Source organism: Humiphilus diazotrophicus, from assembly GCF_059726315.1.
Genome location: NZ_AP040870.1, coordinates 1,954,365 through 1,975,157 on the forward strand (window position 1 = coordinate 1,954,365; position 20,793 = coordinate 1,975,157).

Sequence of the window (20,793 nt, forward strand, 5' to 3'; positions counted from 1 at the left end):
AGCCCATCCATGAGAAAAACCCGCAAATTTCTGATGCAAGCACCAGGAATCAGCTATATAAGCATCGCAAAATGCTCTAAATTGCTACTTTCCTCTATAGTAAGCCTTCTACCTATAACCCATGCCGCATAAACGCCGGGATATCCAGATTGTCGCGGTCGTTTCCATCGCTGCCCACGCCCGTCGCAAACATATTTGTTTGCGATGCTAAATCTTGCGCAACTGGCACCGCAGGCTCGGCAGCAGGAACATATGTTGACGCCGGAGGCATGGGCGGAGGTGCTGTAACTGCCGGAGAAACAGCGGGTTGCGCCGTTTCAACAGGCCTGGCTTCCGGCTCTTCCTTACTTTCCGGTTCATATGACTGACTACAGGACTCCTGGACCGGAGGCGCAGAAGAAGGCTCGGCAACTTCACTGGCAAATCGGGCTGTCGACTGTTGCGGCTCCACGCGGACATACGGAGGCTCGGCAGCTTCGTTATTGTTCATGCTGAGCATGCGAGCACGACGCTCAGGCATGTTCTCGCGAAACCCCGTTGCGATAACGGTGATCTTGACCTGATCGCCCATGCTTTCATCCAGTACAGCACCGAAGATGATGTTGGCCTCTTCGTGAGCGGCATTCTGGATAAGAGTTGAGGCTTCGTTGACTTCGCTCAGCTTCAACGAGGTTGAGCCGCTGATGTTGATCAAGATGCCCTGCGCACCATCGATTGCTCCAGCTTCCAGCAATGGAGAAGCCATAGCGGCCTGAGCCGCTTCGACCGCACGATTCGGTCCGGACCCGATAGCTGTTCCCATCACGGCATATCCCATACCGGCCATCGTTGTCTTTACGTCGGCAAAATCTCGATTGATGATTCCGGGGATAGTGATGATATCCGAGATTCCCTGTACTCCCTGACGAAGGACGTCATCGGCGATTCGGAATGACTCGAAGAATCCAGCATCCTTGGCGACAGCAAGCAACTTTTCGTTGGGGATAACGATCATCGTATCCACGCTCTCAAGCAGCTCCTGCATACCCCGCTCGGCCTGTTGCATTCTGCGCTTGCCCTCGAAACCGAAGGGGCGAGTCACGACGGCAACCGTAAGAGCACCCATCTCGCTAGCGAGAGAGGCTATCACGGGAGCGGCACCAGTTCCGGTACCACCGCCAAGTCCGGCGGTCACGAAGACCATATCCGCACCTTCGAGCGCCTCAATGATCTTGTCTGAATCTTCCAACGCGGCTCTTCTGCCGACGTCGGGGTTGGCACCGGCGCCCAATCCGCTTGTCAGCTTTACACCGAGCTGCAACTTCACCGGCGCAGCAGAAAGCTTCAACGCCTGCACATCGGTATTGGCAGCGATAAACTCTACGCCTTCCATCCTGGCGGCGATCATTCGATTGACGGCGTTTCCACCGCCTCCGCCCACGCCAATGACCTTGATCTTCGCTCCGCGCGGGATCTCTTCGTGGTACTGAATACGAATTTCCTCAGGTTCACTCACTGGCTGGTGCCTCCATTCCTTCTCATTACAAACTTCCTGCAAACATGGCCCGCAGCTTCCGCCGCAGGCTTTGATCTTCAGCCGCCCGCGTCATCCGCGTACGGTGCGTATAAAGCAACATTCCGATGACTGCCGCCATTTCCGGGCGGACCAATTCACCGGGCATCTTAGAAAGCGCTACCGGACAACCAATTCGTGCCGGAACCCGAAGCAAACTCTCTGCTACATCTAAAAGTCCAGGCAGCAAGGCGCCTCCACCGACTAGAACGCAACCGGCACCTAAGGCATCTAACACGCCTCCCTGGCGAAGGTTCTCTCTGACTAGATGAAAGAGTTCACGCGCTCTAGGTTCAAGGATTTCGCTGAGAAGCCGCTGACGAACCATGCGCGGCTCATACCCTTGCAAACCATTCAACTTAACTTCCGTCCCCTGCGGCACAGCTGTCACCACAGCATTACCGTAGGTGCATTTCAGCATCTCGGCCTCTTGCGGAGGTATATGCAAACCTACCGCCAGATCGTTGGTGAAATGATCTCCGCCTACAGGAATCACGGCTGTATGCGCAACGGCTCCTTCGAAAAAGACCACCAGCTCGGTCGAACCGGCACCTATGTCGATGAGACAGGAACCGAGTTCGCGCTCGTCTGCCGAGACGGTCGCCTCTGCCGCTGCAATAGCCTCAAAGATGGATTCGTTGACTTCGAGCCCGGCCTTATTGGCGCAGGTCACGATGCTTTGCAGCGCGCTTGTCGAACAAGTGGAGATATGGAGATTCACTTCAAGACGGCTGCCTACCATGCCCACCGGGTCATGAATCCCCGGCTGCTCATCCAGAATAAACTGTTGAGGCAATAAATGGAGAATCTCGCGATCACCGGGTAGAGAAACCGAGCGGGCACGATCCATAGCTGCCCGTACATCTTCGCGACCAATTTCGCGCAAGCGGGAGCCAAGTGTAATACCGCCTCGGCTGTTCACGCCGCGCACATGCGGTCCGCCGACACCAATCACGCACTGGTCGATGGTGATCTTGGCCATCTCCTCGGCTCGGGTTGCCGCCCGTGTAACAGCCTGGGCTGCGGGCTGCAAATCGGCGATCATACCCTTCCGCATTCCGGCAGAGTCAACCACACCATGAGCACGATACCGTAGAGCACCCTCATTCAAATCGGCAACCAGAATGCGGGTTTGGGCACTACCTACATCGAGAACGGTAATTAAGGAATCCGGCTTCTGGCTCATCGTTTCGACCTCGCGGGACGGTGAGCTTTGGCGTGAGGTGCCACGTGAGGCGCGGGATGGGCGGCTGTGTGTGCAGGCTTAGCCGCCGGAGCCGGAGCAGCAGCCTTAGATTGCTGCGCTGCAGCGGTCTGATTATCGGCCGCCTTCGAATCGGCGCTCTGATTTACCGGTGTCTCCGTACCTTTTGCCATTTCCAATACAACCTGTGTTTCGTAACGAAGATCCACCGATGCCAGATGCGGATACTGCTGCCGCCATTCGGCAATATGAGCTTTGTAATTGCGGTATCTGGGCAGAAACTGATCATTACCGAAATGCGCCAGAATCTCAGTTCCCTGCTCGGGCATGAGTACGCGCACATCTTCCGGATTTGTTAGATCTACTTCACTCAACTGCTCGGAAATCTTCTCTCCTCCTGAATCCAGTTCAGACAGGAATTTCCTGTACATCTTCATCCGCTCAGCGCGTACAGGTAGGGGGTCACTTTCTACGATGCCATTCACGACCGGAAAGGAATAGTGCCTTTGGGCCATTACCGCGGTAGGCATGTCCAAAATGACACCGTTCCCATCGACCAGTCCAATTTCCTTGTCCCTGCGTACAAAGGCTACCGGAGTCCGTTCCACGATCGAGACTTGGAGCTGATTCGGCAGCAGGCGCATAACGGTGGCATGCTCCACCCAGGGAATCTGTTCCAGATCCTTGCGACGTTCTTTCAACGGCACGAAGAAGATGTTGCGCCCGATATCCCCGCCAAAGACCTCCAGCAGATTTCCACGGCTCAACTCACTGTTACCGACGGTCTGGATATTGGCTGAACTGTCTACCAGGAATCGCGCATCGTGATACAAGAAGCTTCGTGCTTCCAGAAAAATTGCTACGACCAGAGCGATTACCACTAAGACAACGAAAGCAGCAAAGATCCGGCCTACTTTGGTAGCCGGGAACCATCCCTGTCGAACAGGGACGCGCCGGCGAGTGCGAAGAAAGGTATCCTCATCGCGTGTGTCTTCGGACACAGAGCGTGCCGAACGCGGACGTGAAGCCGCTGGCGGACGATAGAACTCTTCGTCCAGCGGGTCATCGGCCATCGCCGAAGCACGGCTTGATGTAGCCTCTAGTTTTGCCACGCCCGAGCCAGGTCGTGAAAGAATCGCCAACTATGACTATATCGTGGTATCCCCAAAATTCCTTCCACAGAAACGCTGCAACACACCACGCCAGGTACCCCAAACGGAACTAGCTGACCGCCAGAAAAGGCTACAATTATTAGCTTGTCTGCAAATCGGCAGAGTGCAGCGTCCGCAATCCATCCTCACGACATCATGGCGGAGGCCTTCCGGACCTCGTCAGCGATGAAATCGCATATTACCCGGATTCTTTTCAGACGGTGCAGATCCGCATGCACGCTCAACCAGAATGTCCGTATGATCCTCACTGTATCGGGAAGTACGCTAACCAGTTCTTCATGTGGCACAGCCAAGAACCTGGGCAGCACTCCAACTCCTGCTCCTGCCTGAATCGCCTCCAGCTGAACAATCATGGTCGAACTGGCGAAGCTGGGTTTGAGCGAGAGATGTATCTGATCGAAATAGCTCAGCTCCGGAATTGCGGTCAGATCCTCGATGTACCCAATCATGGAATGCTGTAGCAGATCGCTTGCCTTCTGAATCTTCGGATGAGAATCCAGATAGGAACGCGAGGCGTACAACTGCAAGCTGTAATCGATGAGCTTGCGCCCGATCAGTCTCCCTCTTGCAGGCCGTGTGAGACTGATCGCTATATCGGCCTCGCGCTTCGTGAGATTGAAGACTCGAGGGATGGCGACCAGTTCGATAGCCAGACCAGGTTGTGACGCGGCAAAAAGAGCCAGACGAGAAGCAAGAAACCCCACACCAAGACCATCGGGAACCCCAATACGCACAGTTCCGGTCAGTTCCAGATCCTTGCCTACAATGTCGTTGTGAGCATCCATCATCAGGCTTTCCATCTGTTCGGCTGTCTGGAATAAGCGCTCCCCTTCAGGAGTAAGGAAGAAGCCCTCTTCCCGACGATCGAATAAACGCACAGACAGGCTCTCTTCCAATGCCGCAATGTGCCTGCTCACCGTTGAATGATCGACACGAAGCCTGCGGCCAGCCGATGCCAATCTGCGCGTGCGAGCCAGGATAAGGAAAGTCTGTAAGTGGCTCCATTCAGGTGCACTCATATTCCCATGCTAACGATCCTGTGTATTTTTGCAAGCCGCTTGGGATTTTTATCCTAGTCACACGCGAGGAATTTCCATGTGAAATAGAGACATGCAGGCCGGAGATATAGCAAAACGGCCGCAGTAGAGTTCGCTTCCAAAGAAAAATCGGGAGGCGAAAAGAAGGTAACCTAGTGGTTCGCCAGGCACTTCAGACCGTTGCAACGACAATTCAATCCGCTGACAAAGCAGGAATGGCCGTAGCGAAGAAAGAACGTGCGAACTACTTTCTGATCTGCGCCTATACCCTTTGCGTAGCAATAGAAGCCTGGACCAGCAATGGGATCAACGTCGTCCTGGTAGATATTGCCGGAGGGATAGGCGCTTCTTTTGATGAAGCCAGTTGGATTACCACGGTCTATTCCGCCGCCGCTGCCGTTTCCATTCTGACAGCCCACGGCATCTGCAAAGTTATCGGCGAACGGCGCTATATCCTCTTGGCCGCTCTTCTGTTCGGAATCTCCTCGGCAGGATGTGCCCTGAGCGTCGACTTGGCTTCGTTGCTGGCATATCGAGTTTTGCAAGGGCTAGCCGGTGGAGCCTTCATGACCAGGACTCTGGTTCTGCTCATGACGCACTTCGCCCCGGAGGAGCGCTCGACACCTCTTCGTGCGTACTTAATCATCCTGTTCGTAATAGGCAGATTCGCCGCACCTCTGGCTGCGGGCTACTTCACGGATCTGTTTTCCTGGAGAGCGCTCTTTTGGTTTAACCTTTTTGCCTCGCTCGTAGCGGCGTGGACCTTCTGCGTCGCACCGAATCACAAACGTTCCACAGCCCCAAGTTCGCAGAAGGCCCGCTTCGATCTGTTAGGAGCAGTGCTTCTGATCATTGGTGTTACTGCCGTTCAGTTGATCATGAGCCGTGGAGAGGTAGATGACTGGCTTGGCTCGCCGCTGATTCGTACCTCGCTTTATGTCGGCATTTTTGGACACATAGCTTTCGTTCTATGGGAACTGTCCCCGGCAAACACCTCTCCACTCGTACATCTTCGGCACCTGTTTCGCAGAGGGCTCTTTGCCGTAGTACTTCTAGGAGTTTTGCTGGGAACGCTTTTCAGCGCCGTTCTATACATCTTCCCGTTTTATCTACGGCAAACGGAGATCTTTTCTGCCAGGCATTCGGCGACACAAACCGGCTTGTTGATGTCGGTGGTAGGAATGCCCATGGTAGGTCTGGCACTTTTCGCGCCTCGTTTTGTAACGCTTGTACAAAAGCTGGGCGGTCGTGTCGTACTCATTTCCGGGCTATCGATGCAGATTCTCTCTGCACTCCTACTAATACCCACCATGACAAATGACACGCCTGACATCTATCTAATTCCCTCGCTGGCGTTGAGCGGAATCTTTATCTTCTTCGCCGCTGTAGGACTCGCAGTTGCAGGATTTGCCAATATTCCTGTCCGTCGAATCTCCAATGCCAGAACGATCTATTTCGGAGCTCGCCAACTGGGGAACTCCATGGGTATATCTCTGGGACTCGTTCTCCTGGATCAGAGAGAGTCCTTTCACTCGCGGCGATTGTATGAATCGTTCTTTCTTCGGAACCACTCGTTTCTTTCTGCAGCTCCGCACTTGAGCTCGAAGACAAACATTCAAGACTTCGGCAGCCTCGTGCTGCAGCAGGCTACGATCCTCTCTTATCAGGACATGTTTGTCGCTGTGATCGTGGTGTCATGTATCACCATAGCCTGCACCTGGTTATTGCCCGGCAAACGGCAAAACACATCGACATCCAGCGAAACGGCCGAGACGACGCGGGTTGCGAACAAGGTGCTTGAGAAGGAGCTATCGGTTCTCGAATAGGACAGTTATGAGACGCAATTTTTTACATCGAATCTATCTTCCTATTGCAGCAGTTGCGCTGGGCACGGGCGCTTGCACAGCAATCGGTGTGGCTCAATCGATAGACGGTTATTCGATCAATTCAATTCCAACGCCCCGCCCTCTCGATCCGGCGACGAATTCGACAAATCCCAGCGCCTCGGCAACGCAGACGCAGAATCCCTATCTGGGTAGTGTTCCCACCGTTCCGCTTGAACCTGGCATACGCCCGTTGTCATTACAACAGGCAGTCCAACTAGCCCTACGGTCGAACTTGGGACTCATCGATACAGAGCAAAAGCATGCCAGTTCGCGTGCTGAAAGAACACAAAAGCTTTCAGCTTTACTTCCACACCTCTATGCCAACGCCAGCCAACACTACACGTTGACGGAATCAAGCGCTGCAACAGGTGGACAAAAGATCGGGCTGGCACATCTCATTGGCCCATACAGCTATCAGAGCTTGTCGCTGGAGTTGTCGCAAGCGGCCGTTGATCCATCGGCAATTTACCGCCTTCACAGCGCCACGATGGAATCCGATGCTTCGGCAATGAGCGATCTTGATAGCCGCAACATCGTAGTATTGGCAGCCGCCAGCGCTTATATTTCCATTTCCGCAAGCGACTCACGCGTACACGCCAATGAAGCGGAGTTAGCTTCGGCGAAGGCACTCGAAAAGCTGATGAGAGACCGGGTAGAGCATAGCGTCTCACCGGAGATCGATCTCATTCGGGCCAAAGTCGCAGAGCGTACAGCGGAACAGCGCCTGGCGTTAGCACAGATTCAGTTACAAAAAGACAAGCTTGCACTTACGCGCATCATAGGCCTTCCTATCGATCAACAATTTGTATCGACTACACCGCTCGCTTACCGCAGCGCGCCCAGTGAAAATCTGCAGACCATGCTGGACTCGGCACGCTCACATCGCGCTGACCTGAAAGCGGCAATGATGAAAGAAGCTTCCGCCTATTCCAGCGTGAAAGCGGCCAAGGCAAGATATCTGCCCTCCATAACCGTCAACGCTCTCTACGGAACGGCAGGGATCACTCCAGCCCATCTCTACAACAATTTCGATGTGAGCGGTTCTCTACGCATGCCCATCTTTACCGGTGGGGAGATCGCTTCAGACGTAGCCGCTACAAAAGCATCACTGATACAGCGCCGTTCCGAACGAGAAGATCTGGAAGCACGTGTGCAATACGACGTCCGCACTGCGTTGCTCGATCTTGAATCCTCACAGCGCAGCGTCTCTGTAGCTGCCGAGAATCTAGACCTCGCAAAAGAAGGGCTCAAAGAAGCAAACGACCGTTTCGACGTCGGACTCTCGAATGCAATCGAAGTAATTCAAGCACAGCAGGCTATTGCGGAAGCCGAAGACAATTACATCTCCAGCCTCTACGCACACAATCTCGCCAAGTTGATGCTCATTAGAGCCACCGGCACTGCGGAAAACGACTTTTCGATCTACTTGGGAGGAAACTAACTTGAGTCCCAGTACACCAGTTCGCGAAATAGATAGCGCACCTCACGTATCATCCAAACAATCTTTCAAAGGGACCTCACGCCGAAGAACGAGGCTTCATAAGTACGCGCCGACGATTGCAGGCTTGGTATTCGCTGTATTACTTTGTATCGCAGCCTATCCGGTATATTCCCATTTCTACGTGTCGACCAATGACGCTCAGGTCGATGGGCATATCCTTCCGATCAGCAGTCGTATAAGCGGAACGGTAACCTGGGTCAACCCGGATGCTGAAGATACTCGCGCCGTTCAGGCAGGAAGTATTTTGATCAAGCTCGACCCCGACGACTATACCCCGGCGGTGAGCAGGCTCGAAGGACAGGTACAGGCAGAGCAGTCTCAACTCACCTCTTCACAACTGGATCTCTCCATTACCAAGCCAACTGCACAGAGCCGTCTCCAAGGTGCAAAAGGTGCTGTGGCCGAAGCCCAGGCGGAGCTAGCGGAAAGCATCGCGGAGGCACAATCGAAAGAGGCTCATCTTGCCCAGACCCGCGCCGCCTTCGAACTGGCAGAAGCCGATCGACAGCGCTACGAATCCCTGGTCAAAACACATGAGATCTCTAAGTCCGAATACGATCAGCGCGCCACTACTGCCATTACCGAGAAGGAGCAAGTAGCCATTGCCCAGGCAGAACTCAAGGCAGCGCATACGCGGACAGAGGCCTTACGACAGAGACTTTCTCAACGCCAATCCGAGTTGGTCGCTGCAAGCGTGGTTCCACAGGTTGTCGATACGGCACAAGCCAAGGTCGTTCAAATGGACGGACAGCTAAAAGAATCTCTCGCTCAGCTACACGAAGCAAAGCTAAATCTGGGGTATACCACGATTGCTGCACCTGTAGCGGGCATTGTCGGTCAACGGCAGGTCGAGATCGGCCAGCATGTCCAGCCAGGGCAGCTCATGCTCACGGTTTCGCCCACAAATCAGCTCTGGGTAACGGCGTATTACAAAGAAACTCAACTGCGTCGTATGAGAGTTGGGCAACCCGCCACCCTCCGTATCGACTCTTATGGGCGTCGGCTACGTGGTCACGTGGAAAGCATTGGCGGCGCAACCGGCGCGAAGTACAGCCTCCTCCCCCCAGAGAATTCGACAGGAAACTACGTAAAAGTTGTGCAACGTATTCCCGTGCGTTTTCACATCGATGAAAGCAGTAATCCGAACCAACCGTTACTTCCGGGTATGTCGGTAGAGGTGACGGTACGGCTCTTTTAAGAGACAGGGTTCAACAGAAATAAATCAGATGCCACAAGGGTGGCATCAACAGCAGAAGGAGTTATCCCCAATATGCAAGTCAGTCCATCACTTTTGAGTAAAGCCTTCTTTCTTATCGTTGCCGGAGTGGGAAGTATGTGTGGAGGAGGTCTCTGCCAGGCACAGAGTCAAAAAACCACGACGGCGATCCCGGTCCAATTCATCTATGCCATGAAAGCCGGAAAGATCAAGACGGGTGAAGCTTTAAAGGCACGAACGATGCAGGATGTTACCCTGTCTGACGGAACGGTTGTGCCCAAAGGCTCCATGTTGTCCGGACACATTGTCAATTCGCAGCCCTTCACCTTCAACTCATCGCCGTATGCTGCGCAAACACCATCTTCACTCGCCTTCTCTTTCGATAAGATTGAAGAGCACGGCGCCTCGATTCCGATACACGCTGAGGTACGAGCCCTGGCTAGCTCCATTGCTTCCAACGAAGCGGAGAGCCCCAGAATGGATAGTGCTGACTTCTTCACCACTGTTGTTCAAGTTGGCGGCGATCAATGGTCTACCTCCGGAAAAGAATTGCTCTCATCCAGGGGAGACCTTGTAGGCTACAGCCGGAAAAACGGAGTATTTGCTCACTTGGCGTCGACTTCATATGTAAGTCCGTACTCTCATTTCGACTGCAATAGCACGACAAAGGAACAATCGGTTGGAATCTTCTCTGCCAGCGCCTGTGGCCTCTATGGCTTCGACTCCTCTACCTACATCCTCGACAACGGAAGTACAAGTAATGGCACGATCAAAGTAGAATCCCGCCGGCACACAATAAATCTTAGCTGGGGTAGTACGGCGCTCCTTGAAGTAAAGAAGATGTAGATAATCAAACTTTTCAGCCAGGCGATCCCCGAAGAATAGCCCGCTGTAAGAGAAACGGCAGCAAAGCTTAGATGCTTTGCTGCCGTTTTTGTATCTGGTTATATGACTAAGTTAGAAAGTGTATTTCAAAGATAGAGCTATGATTCTCCCGTATCCTGCACCCGAGAACGGGGTTTTGGTATCCATGACACCCCATTTCTTAGGATCGAAGCCAAGAGATGAATTCGTAGCACTGAAGGTTTTACCGCCATCGGGAGTTACAAACTTCAAGGTTGCATACTTTGAGTCAGAAAGCCCCCAGAGAGAATGGTTCATGAAATCAAAGGCAGACGCACGGAACTGCAGGTTCTGCTGCTCTGTGATTTTGAACGTCTTGTAAATTGAAAGGTCGGAATCGTTGTACCCAGGACCGGAGAGATAAGGCGAGATCTGCCGCACACCCTCTTGGCCAATCTGAGGTGCACTGAAGCAAGAGAGATTTGCCAACTGATGATCGGCCAATCCCTTCTTCGGGTTGCAGGTCACAATGGGAAGAACCTGCTTATAGGGCGTACCGTAGTAAGTCTTTCCAGTCAGATTCTCATTCTTATCCGGGTTGTAGATACTGAGTCCCAAGTTCTGTGAAGTAGCACCCTGGATGTTGCCTCCGGACTGAATCGTGGTTATACCAGAGATCGTCCATCCATTAGCTGCGCCACGGAAGAGCTTGAAATCTCCGTGATACAGGGATCCGAGGTCAACCGCATACGATGCATTGAAGACATGGGGACGATCCATCCACATCACACCGTAGTTACCGCGGAGATTGTAAGCATCGACCGTGCTCTTGACGATGCCCAGATTCTTAGACCAGGTGTAGTTAAAGTTGAAGGAGAAATGGCCGGTCTGCTTCATCCAGGCAACCTGGAATCCGTTGTAGTTGGCATAGCCAATGTGATCCTTTACGGAGACCGAGTTAGTACCGTATCCCTCATAGTAGGGATAGTAATGGAGGATGTTTGGAACGCTTTCAGGATCGGAAGGAGCTGCCGCTCCGGTAACAGGATCTTTCTTGAAGAGACCTCCAAGAGCGATCTTATTCACGTTGGCAAAATCCGAACCACCAACACCCGTTCCATCGCTTTGTCCACCGATCAGGATGTGATGTGTACTGTTCCCCACATACGCAACCTCGACAAGCGACTTCCAAGGCAGCTCGCGATCGACAGTAAGATTCCAGGCATAGGTTAATGGTATTTCGTGGTCGCTATAAGGCGAAGCAGAAATGCCTCCTGCCGGGAATGGGCTTGAGGTGCCAGACTGCGCACCAATCTGTGACAACGTGATGGATTGACCGTTGCTCACATTCCAGCTCTGCAGATTCTGGGAGGTACTCAAGGCACTGGTTGCAGGTTCATCGTTCCAGCGATACTCACCCCATCCGCCACGGATGACTGTCTTGCCGGTTCCGTCCAGATCGTAAGAAAGACCAATACGGGGAGAGGTATAGGCGATACGAGTCGGAGAGCCGCCCATTGGAATGCCAGGATCAACAGCATGCCAACGAACACCTGGGAACGGCACGGCACCGTAGCCAACACCCTTGTTCGTAGCTACGTCACCAGCATAGAGTCCGGGCATCCAGACAGCCATGCCCACGCCCTGGCGATCATACCAGCGACCGATATGATCGAAACGCAAGCCGTAGTTCAAAGTGAGGCGAGGCGTCGCCTTCCAGTTATCCATGAAGTAGAAGGCGATGACCCGGTACGCAACATCCTGAACCGGCTCGTAACTGTTCTGATTGAATTTGGTAGCAACACCCATTACAAGATTGGCAACTGGATTCAGAGAGCCAATCTTCGAGGTGACTGCAGGGTTATATACGTTGTTGTATTGCAGCCCGCTATCGAAGTTCAGCACGCCATTCGGATATGCCCACGTAGCTTGCTGATTTCCTACAAGTTCAGTAAATCCACCAAACTTGAAGGTGTGAGAACGGAATACCTTCGTCACGTTATCGCTAAATGCCGGAGTCGCCTTCTGCAAAGGATACTTACCACTTGAGGTAAAGAAGCCTGGCTGAGAAATATCCGGGAAGGTCTGAGGCCCGGCACTGTTAAGTGACGGAACAATGCTTGATGCAGTGTTGTAGACCGTCGCGTAAGGATAGCCCAAGACTGTCTTGGCAAGTGCGTTGATGTTGGAGGGCTTGAATGGAGCGTCGCCCCAGGCCCAGGCAAAGACAAACTCGTTCGTTAAAGTCGGGTTGATAACAGAAGTTATGTTTGCGGTGAAAACGCGGGAGACCATCGGCTGCGTGAGATCGCCACCGGGATAGGGTACCGATCTATCGGGAGTCCACCAAACGTGTGCAGGATTAACCGAGGTATTGCTTCCCGTCTGGTAGGTGAAGAACACCTTGTTGCTTTCGTTCAGGTTGTAGTCCAACCGTAAACGCCAGACATAACCATTCTGTTTTGTACTGAATGCCTTGTAATAGTTATAGCCACCGTTGGTCGCAGGATTAGCATTCGCTGCGGGGAACATCTTCATGAGAGCTAGGGCACCGGCATCGCGATATCCAGCAGGGATGATCCCATTGGTAACCGGAGTTCCATCCGGAAGCACAGTTCCGGTCAAATCGTTACACCAGTTGGTAGCAGTAGCACTGAAGGTACTGCACAAAACAGAATTGCCTTCGCCACTGGAAGTGAAATTGCCAGCCCTCATTCCTGCGCTGGGCACATAGGATTTTAGAGGATTTCCAGATGGAAGCATCTGGTTGTAGTATTCGTAGCCAAACCAAAAAAGAAGTTTGCTGTTCTTATTGAAGTTGGTCCCCGGGACCTTAACCGGTCCTCCGAAGCTCCCACCCGGATAGTAGTAAGCTCCATCCTGGCGCTTGGTGTTGTTCTGGTTGTTCTGCCAGGTGTTGGAGTTGAGTACCTGGTTGCGGGCATAGAAGTACGCCTGCCCGTGATAGTTTATGCTTCCGCTTTTGCTAATGACGTTAACGATTGCCGGTCCGTTTGGACTATCTGCTCCGAAGTTTGAGGTCTGGACCTTAACCTCTTGTGTCATATCCGGATTGACTTGTGCAATGGAGCTCGAATTCGCTCCATGGTCGATGATGTCAGCACCATCGAGAATGTACGATGTGCCACCACGATAGGGAGCACCGCTAGTGGTGTAGCCGTTGCCGACGGTACTCTGCATGGAAGAGCTTTTAGAAGAATCGACATTGCTTCCGCCCGAAACGCCGTTCGGCACAGTGGCAACACCTGGAAGGACCTTTAACAGTTCGGATATGTCACGGCCTTCCAGTGAGAGCTTCTCTATGTCCTTGGTGCTCAGCAAGGAAGAACGTTCACCGGAATCCGTTGCAACGATCTGCGATCCGGTAGCTGTAACTTCGATTGTCTGGTCAGTACTGCCAACCGCGAGATGGATATTCGAAACCTCACGAATATCACCGGCGTTCATGACAATATCAGGCTGCCGCCAACCACTAAAGCCCGTCGCCTGGATCGTGACGGTGTAAGAACCCGGTTGCACAGCAGCAAAAGTAAAGTATCCCGCACCGTTGCTTACGGTGTTGCGGATATCGTGCGACCCTTGGTTTAACAGTGTAATTTTAGCGTTGGGAACGACTGCGCCGGTTGCGTCAGAAACCGTTCCAGACAAACTGCCGGTAGTTAATTGTGCTCCAGCCGGAATCGCCATCAATAGAGCGAGACAAAAAGCAAAGAGCAAAAAGTAGCCAGAAAAGCTCCACGTCCTTTTTGGTAATCGCGATTGCGACCCCAAAGGAAACGCAGTATTCATATAGCCTCCATGAGGTTCTCTGTTAAATACAAATGGAGGAAATCTTTATTTCAGGCGGGAGCACGACTGGATCTTACCAACCGTTGCGCGGCAAGCGCATCTTAACAACGCACAAGAGCTTATAATTTCTGGCCGCTCTCGTAAACGTTTTACTACTGCCCCTTACAGGCCCCTGAGGGGAAACCCGCTCCCAGGAAGGAGTATTACATTCCCGGGTGGTTTGCTCTCAATTGCCAAAACAACATGTCTGAAATCGTTTCCTTTTATTTACAGCGACTTTCATCTACATAAACGATTTAGTAGAAGAGTCGATGAGCAAACTAACGGTTTGAAAGCACGGTTGTCAAGTTATTTTTGAGAACCTATTGTTTATAAATATGCCTGGAAGGCTCTACTAAATCGAATAAGCTGACATTCGCGTTTCTCCGATGCAAAAGATAAACAATTTCAAGCACTTGCGTCTTGGACTTTTTCCCGGAGGAAACAGGGGTCAAACGGAAGTTAAGGCAACAAACGTTGGCGGAATATGCTGCCCCTAGCACAGTGCGACTCAACACTGGATATTGAAGCTATTCCTCTCCCTCGTTGCAGCATTACGACAAGGATCCAGACTCTAACAACAAGAGAGGCGTAGCTTATCGCCGCGCCTCTCTCATACCAAAGACGAACAGAATGGTTCTGCGTTGCTCTAGAAGGAGTACTTTACAGAGAGCTCTCCGATCCGTCGTCCAGTCTTTGCATCCAGCATGCCCCAGGTTTGTCCTTTAGAGAGATTATTTTGAGCAGTCGAGGTAAAGGTTACTTTGTCCGTGGTTGTGAAAGTTGGAGTAATGAGGCTGTTAGAGCTGAATTTCCATAGAGGATGATTGAAAATGTTAAATGCTGCGGCCCGGAACTCGACCCTCTGCCTCTCCGTAATCTTGAAGGATTTCGAGACTGTCAGATCGGTATTGTTATATCCCGGTCCACTGAGATAAGGAAACTGACGGACTCCCTGATGGCCGATTGCTGGCGGAGTAATACAGGAAGCATTGGCCAGCTGATGAGATTTCAATCCACTCCTGGGATCGCATGTCTGAACGGGCAAAACCGTTTGAGTATTCGTTCCGAAATAGGTCAAGGAAGTCAGGTTTTGTCCTGAGGTAGTGTCCTTGATCGTCATTCCCAAATTCTGGCTATATAAAGCCTGGAGATTCCCTCCAGCCTGCCAGGTGGTAATTCCGGAGATATTCCAGTTATTGACAGCTCCGCCGAGCAACTTCGAACTGCCTCGGTAGAAAGTTGGGAAGCTGTAAGCATAAGAAGTATTGATGACATGGGGACGATCGATATTGAGAATACCGTAGTTGCCATGTACAGAAAAGGCATCCAGCGTGCTGTTCACGATGCCCATTGACTTAGACCAGGTGTAGTTAAGGTTGAAGCTCAAACGTCCCGTCTGTTTCACCCAAGCCAATTGCAATCCGTTGTAATTGGAGTAGCCGACGTGGGTACTCATGTTGATAGGGTTCTGTCCGTATCCCTTGTAATACGGATAGTAGTCTGTCAGGTTGTACGATCCAGTATTTTCCGGATCGGCCGGAGCAGCTGCTCCGGTAACTGGATCGGGCTTAAAGACCGCACCCAAAGCGATCTTGTTCTGGTTATAGAAGGCGCCGTTTGCAATTGCTGCCCCGGCACTTTGGCCACCCATCAGGAGATCTTTGGTGTTATTCCCGACATAGGCTATCTCGAACAATGTTCTCCACGGCATCTGTTGAGAAACTGTGAGGTTATAGGCATACGTGGCCGGAACTTCATAGTCGTTCGGATCCGCCACGCTTACGCTGGAAGCGGCACTGCCAAGACCGGATGCGCTACTACCCAGAGCACTGATCTCAGCAAAGGTCACATTACCCGATGGGCTGTTATAGGTCTTCATTACCTGGGCAGTGCCCAACGGACCGCCATAGTCGTTGTATTGATCATTCCAGCGATATTGCCCCCAGCCTCCGCGTATCACCGTCCTGCCTGTGCCAAAAAGATCATAGGCTAAGCCCAAACGAGGTGAGGTAAAGGCTGTGCGAGTCGGAGAACCTGAGTTGGGAATTTTACGCTCAACGCCATGCCAGGAGACGCCGGGATAGGTCTTTCCTGCAGCTAAATCGTCCTGATAACGGCTGGGATACCAAACAGCCATTCCCTGTCCGGAACGATCGTACCAACGGCCGATATGGTCAAAGCGAAAACCAATATTGACGCTCAGGCGAGGAAAAACCTTCCAGTCATCCATCACATAAAACGCCGTGGTGCGATACGCCATGTTGGTCAGAGGATCGGAATTCGTCTGAGTAAAAGCAGCTGTGCCACCTTTGCTCCCCGCAATTCCCATCACCAGATTTGCGGTAGGATTATTCGATCCGATCAGCTTATTGCCATTGAGAGGATCAGCCTGTACTGCGCTATTGAAATTGAAAACGCCGTTGTAATTTACGAAGCTGCCCTGGTAATTATTGACCAGCTCGGTAAAGGCGCCCACCTTGAAAGTATGGGACCTATATACCTTGGTCAGGTTGTCACTAAACGATGGCGTAGCTTTCTGTGAAGGATACCCGCTGCTTCCCCATATGTCTGGCTGCGACATATCAGGGAAGGTACTTGTGCCTGCACTGGTGATTCCAGGAGCCACTTTGGATTTATTGAAGACGGTTCCGTAAGGATATCCAACAGTCGAGATGTACGATGCGGAAATGTCTTTAGGCTTGTTCGGACTTGTCACCCATCCCCACGCCGCTACGAACTCATTCGTTAAAGTGGGGGTAATGATATTCAGGAAATTGGCAGTCAGCACACGGGAGATAGTAGAGTTCTCGATGGCACCACCGGGATATGGAACAGCTCCAGTGGGGTTCCACCACATGTGAGCCGGACTCTCATTGCTGTCCCGGCCTTCCTGATAGGCAGCAAACATTTTGGTGTTTTCACTCAAGTTGTAATCGAGGCGTCCACGCCAGAGAAAACCATTGTGCTGAGTGGGGTAAGCCTTGTAATAGTTGTAGCCGTTGTGGCTAGTAGGGTCCACATTGGCAGCAGGGAATAAGGACATGAGAGCTTTAGACCCCGGATCTACAGGAATAGCCGCAGCATTGGTAATTGGGGTTCCGTCGGGACCATAAGCGCCGGAAAGATTGTTGCACCAGTTGGTGGCATCTGAGGTAAATCCACTCGGACAAAGAGCAGCATTCCCTGCACCGCTCGCCGTAAAATTGCCCGCTTTCATGCCATCGCTTGGCACCCAGGATTGAAAGATGGTTCCCGAACCCAAGTTCTGCCAAAAATATTCATATCCCGTCCAGAAAAGCAGCTTGTTGGTTTTGTTGAAATCGATTCCTGGAATCCGGACAGGTCCGCCGACATTGCCTCCGGGATAGTAATAGGCATCGCCGGTTCTCTTCACATTGTTGTGATTGTTTTCCCAAAGATTGCTATTCAAGACACCATTGCGTGTATACAGATAGGCCTGACCATGAAACTCTGCCGATCCAGATTTGCTGATCGAGTTCATGATAACTGGGCCGTTTGCGTTGTCAGCTCCAAAGTTCGAGGTCTGAATCTTTACTTCCTGAGTCATGTCGGGGTTAACGACCGCTATCGACCAGCAATTACAGCCTGGATCGATAATGTTTGCCCCATCCAGGATGTATGCCGTGCCACCACGATAGGGAGCGCCATTGGCTGAGAGTCCCACCCCAACCGCACTGCCAGTAGAAGAGGCATTTGTAAAGTCAAAGCCAAGTCCGTTTCCTGTACCGTTTGCAACTGAGGTAACGCCGGGCAGGATTTTCAACAGTTCCGATGCATTCCGCCCCTCTATCGAAAGGCGCTCGATATCTTTACTGGAAATAACAGCGGAGCGCTCACCATTGTCCGTAGGAACAATCTCCTGAGAGGCACTCGCTACCTCAACACTTTCGCTCGAAGAACCCACAACCATCTGTATTCCGGAGATAGAGCGTGAATCCCCCGGATTAATGCTTAAATCGGCCTGCCTCCAGCTCTTAAAACCTCGAGCTTCAACAACGACAGAGTAGGTGCCAGGCGGAACCGCAGCAAGAGTAAAGTATCCGCTAGAGTTACTCATGGTTCGCCGAATATCTTTCGTTGCTTGATTGGAAAGGGTAATCGTTGCGTTAGCGAGGACAGCCCCAGTCTGATCCTGTACTGTGCCGGAAAATGTTCCGGTGATTAGCTGTGCATGTATGGCCCAAACAGACAAGAAGAGACACAGCCATACAGTCAGGGCACATAGTGCCTTCAAGCCTGCCAACCTGCGTATATGAGATAGAAATTCTATCGTCATGATTCCTCCTAAGATCGTGGCCTGGTGTGCTTTAAGCACACTTGCTTCCGGTAGGAAATCTGATCTCAGGCGGGGGCACAGGCGCGGTGATCGAGGTCCGATCAGGCCATGGATATGCTCTATACGAGGGTCTTCAATCACTCTGGCCGACCCTTGTAAACTTTTACACAAATGCCCCTGGGATGCCGCTGAAGCTCCTAACCACTGAGTAAAAATATGTATGCGATAAGGAGATTACTTCAGCTGCGACAACAACATGTCTGAAATCGTTTCCATTGATTTACTTCGACATCCCTACGTAAACGATTTAGCAGGAGAGTCGAGGTGGAAACTATCGATGTGGAGTAACGATTGTCAAGCATTTTCTGTAAAAGATTTTGCTACTTACTCGACAGAATCCTTCTACTAAATCGCATAACCAGCTATGTTTTTTAGAAGTCCATGCAAAAACAGATAAGTCGTTATTTTTGTATTTCTAGCGAGACACAAGGCTCTCTTGGACATTCGCAGGCTTCATCTTATTGAATTATTCAATAATGTATCAGTAAGTATTTCTTTTTCATAAAGATATACATTGGGCGTGCTGATTGCTGATAGCAACCCGCGCCAGACGCGCAAATAACAGTTCTTTCATTGATCGATTCAATTTGCGCGAAAAGTGGAAGGCCTTACGGTCGTAGAGAAACGTAGATATGTTGGAGGATACTTTCAACGAATTACAGTTCTTTATCGTTTAGAACGGCGAGGAGAGAAAGAGCTATTTTCCCTGGTTTCAGAATCGAGAGATTATTCTGATTCTGAAACCAGGATGCGATGACGGAAACTAGACCGTTTTCTCCAGTGCTTCCAGAACCTGAGGCCCAACTTGAGAGATATTTCCGGCACCCAACGTAAGAATTAAGTCGCCGTCCTTGGCCCCTCTAGCAACACGCTCTATAGCCTCAGCGGGTGAAGGAGCGTAATGAACTTCCGGTCCACGAATAACCTTTGACAGGGCCTCGCCCGTTACACCAGTGATTGGCTGTTCACTCGCGGCATAGATATCCAGGACCTGAACTACATCGGCGTCCTCGAATGCAGTCGAAAATTCGCCCATCAGGTCGCGGGTGCGCGTATAACGATGTGGCTGGAAGATTACATAAATCCGCTTATAGCCGCTCTCTCGTGCAGCGCTGAGCGTAGCGCGAATCTCTGTGGGATGGTGTCCGTAATCGTCGACAACAGCGATTCCCTTAACACAGCCTTTGAGCTGGAAGCGGCGATCGACACCGTGAAAGTTCTTGATACCTTCGATCAACTGCTCGGGACTGATCTCCAGCTGACAGCCAATAGCCACCGCAGCTGTTGCATTTAGGACGTTGTGGCGCCCTGGAACATGCAATTCAAAGGGACCTAAGACCTTGCCCGGTGCTGCAACTTCAAATCGTGAAGAGACTCCCGGAATCGCAGGCAGGCTGCGAACCACAAAGTCGGCTTCCGATGTTGTGCCGTAGGTGAAGACGCGACGGCGAACACGGGGCAGGATGGATGCTAGCTGAGGATTGTCCAGACATGCCACGCAGCAGCCATAAAAAGGGACACGATCCATGAATTCGAGGAAGGCTCCCTCGACATCTTCCATATCGTGATAACAATCCATGTGCTCTCTATCGAGGTTTGTCACGACGGATAGAATCGGCGAGAGCTTCAAAAACGAGCGATCACTCTCATCGGCCTCGGCCACCAGATATTGCGACTTTCCTAAACGCGCATTTGAGCCTAGAGAATCGACTCTCCCCCCGACAACGACAGTCGGATCGAGCCCACCGGCTGCAAGCACGGAGGCAACCATGGAAGTGGTTGTCGTTTTACCGTGCATACCCGCAATCGCAATGCCATATTTGAGACGCATCAACTCCGAAAGCATCTCGGCTCGAGGAATTACTGGAATCTTGCGAAGACGAGCCTCAACGACTTCCGGATTCTCCGCCTGTACGGCAGAACTGGTTACGACAACACCGGAGCCGACGACATTTACCGCATCGTGACCTTCGAAGACCACAGCTCCAAGCGAAACCAGGCGGTCGGTTATGGGAGACCTCTTCAAGTCCGATCCGGAAACCGGATATCCCATGTTTAGGAGGATCTCCGCGATACCGCTCATGCCAATACCGCCGATCCCTATAAAGTGCACTCTCTGTGATTTTGCAAACATGACGTTGAAACCTTAACTTTAAAACAAAACAGCTCTTAG

11 protein-coding genes are annotated in these 20,793 nt (G+C 51.8%); 4 read left to right on the forward strand and 7 right to left on the reverse strand.

What is annotated here, in order from left to right; all coding sequences use genetic code 11:
* Positions 1 to 112 precede the first annotated feature (112 nt).
* From ftsZ to AC6I7T_RS09235, 4 genes are all read right to left on the reverse strand, one after another.
* The gene (gene ftsZ, locus AC6I7T_RS09220; protein WP_497793073.1) at positions 113 to 1,495 is read right to left on the reverse strand and encodes a cell division protein FtsZ; all 1,383 of its coding nucleotides are present in this window, start codon (positions 1,493 to 1,495) and stop codon (positions 113 to 115) included.
* Between the two features lie 25 nt (positions 1,496 to 1,520).
* Complete coding sequence (ftsA, locus tag AC6I7T_RS09225; RefSeq protein ID WP_497793074.1) at positions 1,521 to 2,738, reverse strand: cell division protein FtsA; 1,218 nt, start codon at positions 2,736 to 2,738, stop codon at positions 1,521 to 1,523.
* Positions 2,735 to 3,898 carry a cell division protein FtsQ/DivIB gene (locus AC6I7T_RS09230; RefSeq protein WP_497793075.1) on the reverse strand — a complete coding sequence of 388 codons (1,164 nt, stop codon included), beginning with the start codon at positions 3,896 to 3,898 and terminating at the stop codon, positions 2,735 to 2,737. The genes ftsA and AC6I7T_RS09230 overlap by 4 nt, the downstream gene beginning before the upstream one ends.
* A gap of 155 nt (positions 3,899 to 4,053) precedes the next feature.
* Complete coding sequence (locus tag AC6I7T_RS09235; protein WP_497793076.1) at positions 4,054 to 4,947, reverse strand: LysR family transcriptional regulator; 894 nt, start codon at positions 4,945 to 4,947, stop codon at positions 4,054 to 4,056.
* A gap of 173 nt (positions 4,948 to 5,120) precedes the next feature.
* Between AC6I7T_RS09235 and AC6I7T_RS09240 the strand changes: the two genes are divergently transcribed.
* The 4 genes from AC6I7T_RS09240 (at position 5,121) to AC6I7T_RS09255 (ending at position 10,414) form a co-directional block, all read left to right on the forward strand.
* Entirely contained in the window at positions 5,121 to 6,791 is a 1,671-nt protein-coding gene (locus AC6I7T_RS09240) for an MFS transporter (RefSeq protein WP_497793077.1), read from the forward strand.
* 7 nt (positions 6,792 to 6,798) lie between these two features.
* Positions 6,799 to 8,292: a TolC family protein gene (locus tag AC6I7T_RS09245; RefSeq protein ID WP_497793078.1), complete on the forward strand. Its 1,494-nt coding sequence runs from the start codon at positions 6,799 to 6,801 to the stop codon at positions 8,290 to 8,292.
* Position 8,293: 1 nt separating this feature from the next.
* The gene (locus AC6I7T_RS09250; RefSeq protein WP_497793079.1) at positions 8,294 to 9,550 is read left to right on the forward strand and encodes an HlyD family secretion protein; all 1,257 of its coding nucleotides are present in this window, start codon (positions 8,294 to 8,296) and stop codon (positions 9,548 to 9,550) included.
* A gap of 72 nt (positions 9,551 to 9,622) precedes the next feature.
* Positions 9,623 to 10,414 carry a hypothetical protein gene (locus tag AC6I7T_RS09255; protein ID WP_497793080.1) on the forward strand — a complete coding sequence of 264 codons (792 nt, stop codon included), beginning with the start codon at positions 9,623 to 9,625 and terminating at the stop codon, positions 10,412 to 10,414.
* Between the two features lie 111 nt (positions 10,415 to 10,525).
* On the opposite strand, the gene AC6I7T_RS09260 is transcribed toward AC6I7T_RS09255, so the two are convergent.
* From AC6I7T_RS09260 to murC, 3 genes are all read right to left on the reverse strand, one after another.
* Positions 10,526 to 14,221 (reverse strand): carboxypeptidase-like regulatory domain-containing protein, encoded by a 3,696-nt coding sequence (locus AC6I7T_RS09260; protein ID WP_497793081.1) that lies wholly within the window; start codon positions 14,219 to 14,221, stop codon positions 10,526 to 10,528.
* Positions 14,222 to 14,909: 688 nt separating this feature from the next.
* Positions 14,910 to 18,560, reverse strand: a complete 3,651-nt coding sequence (locus AC6I7T_RS09265) for a carboxypeptidase-like regulatory domain-containing protein (protein ID WP_497793082.1) — start codon at positions 18,558 to 18,560, stop codon at positions 14,910 to 14,912.
* Positions 18,561 to 19,383: 823 nt separating this feature from the next.
* On the reverse strand, positions 19,384 to 20,754 hold the full coding sequence (gene murC, locus AC6I7T_RS09270; RefSeq protein WP_497793083.1) for a UDP-N-acetylmuramate--L-alanine ligase: 1,371 nt from the start codon (positions 20,752 to 20,754) through the stop codon (positions 19,384 to 19,386).
* Positions 20,755 to 20,793 lie beyond the last annotated feature (39 nt).

What these genes read in the sequence shown, in the direction of transcription:
- ftsA (WP_497793074.1), bottom strand. Translation starts at nt 2,738, where the DNA reads ATGAGCCAGAAGCCGGATTCCTTAATTACCGTTCTCGATGTAGGTAGT.
- AC6I7T_RS09235 (WP_497793076.1), bottom strand. Translation starts at nt 4,947, where the DNA reads ATGAGTGCACCTGAATGGAGCCACTTACAGACTTTCCTTATCCTGGCT.
- AC6I7T_RS09245 (WP_497793078.1), top strand. Translation starts at nt 6,799, where the DNA reads ATGAGACGCAATTTTTTACATCGAATCTATCTTCCTATTGCAGCAGTT.
- AC6I7T_RS09255 (WP_497793080.1), top strand. Translation starts at nt 9,623, where the DNA reads ATGCAAGTCAGTCCATCACTTTTGAGTAAAGCCTTCTTTCTTATCGTT.
- AC6I7T_RS09260 (WP_497793081.1), bottom strand. Translation starts at nt 14,221, where the DNA reads ATGAATACTGCGTTTCCTTTGGGGTCGCAATCGCGATTACCAAAAAGG.
- AC6I7T_RS09265 (WP_497793082.1), bottom strand. Translation starts at nt 18,560, where the DNA reads ATGACGATAGAATTTCTATCTCATATACGCAGGTTGGCAGGCTTGAAG.
- murC (WP_497793083.1), bottom strand. Translation starts at nt 20,754, where the DNA reads ATGTTTGCAAAATCACAGAGAGTGCACTTTATAGGGATCGGCGGTATT.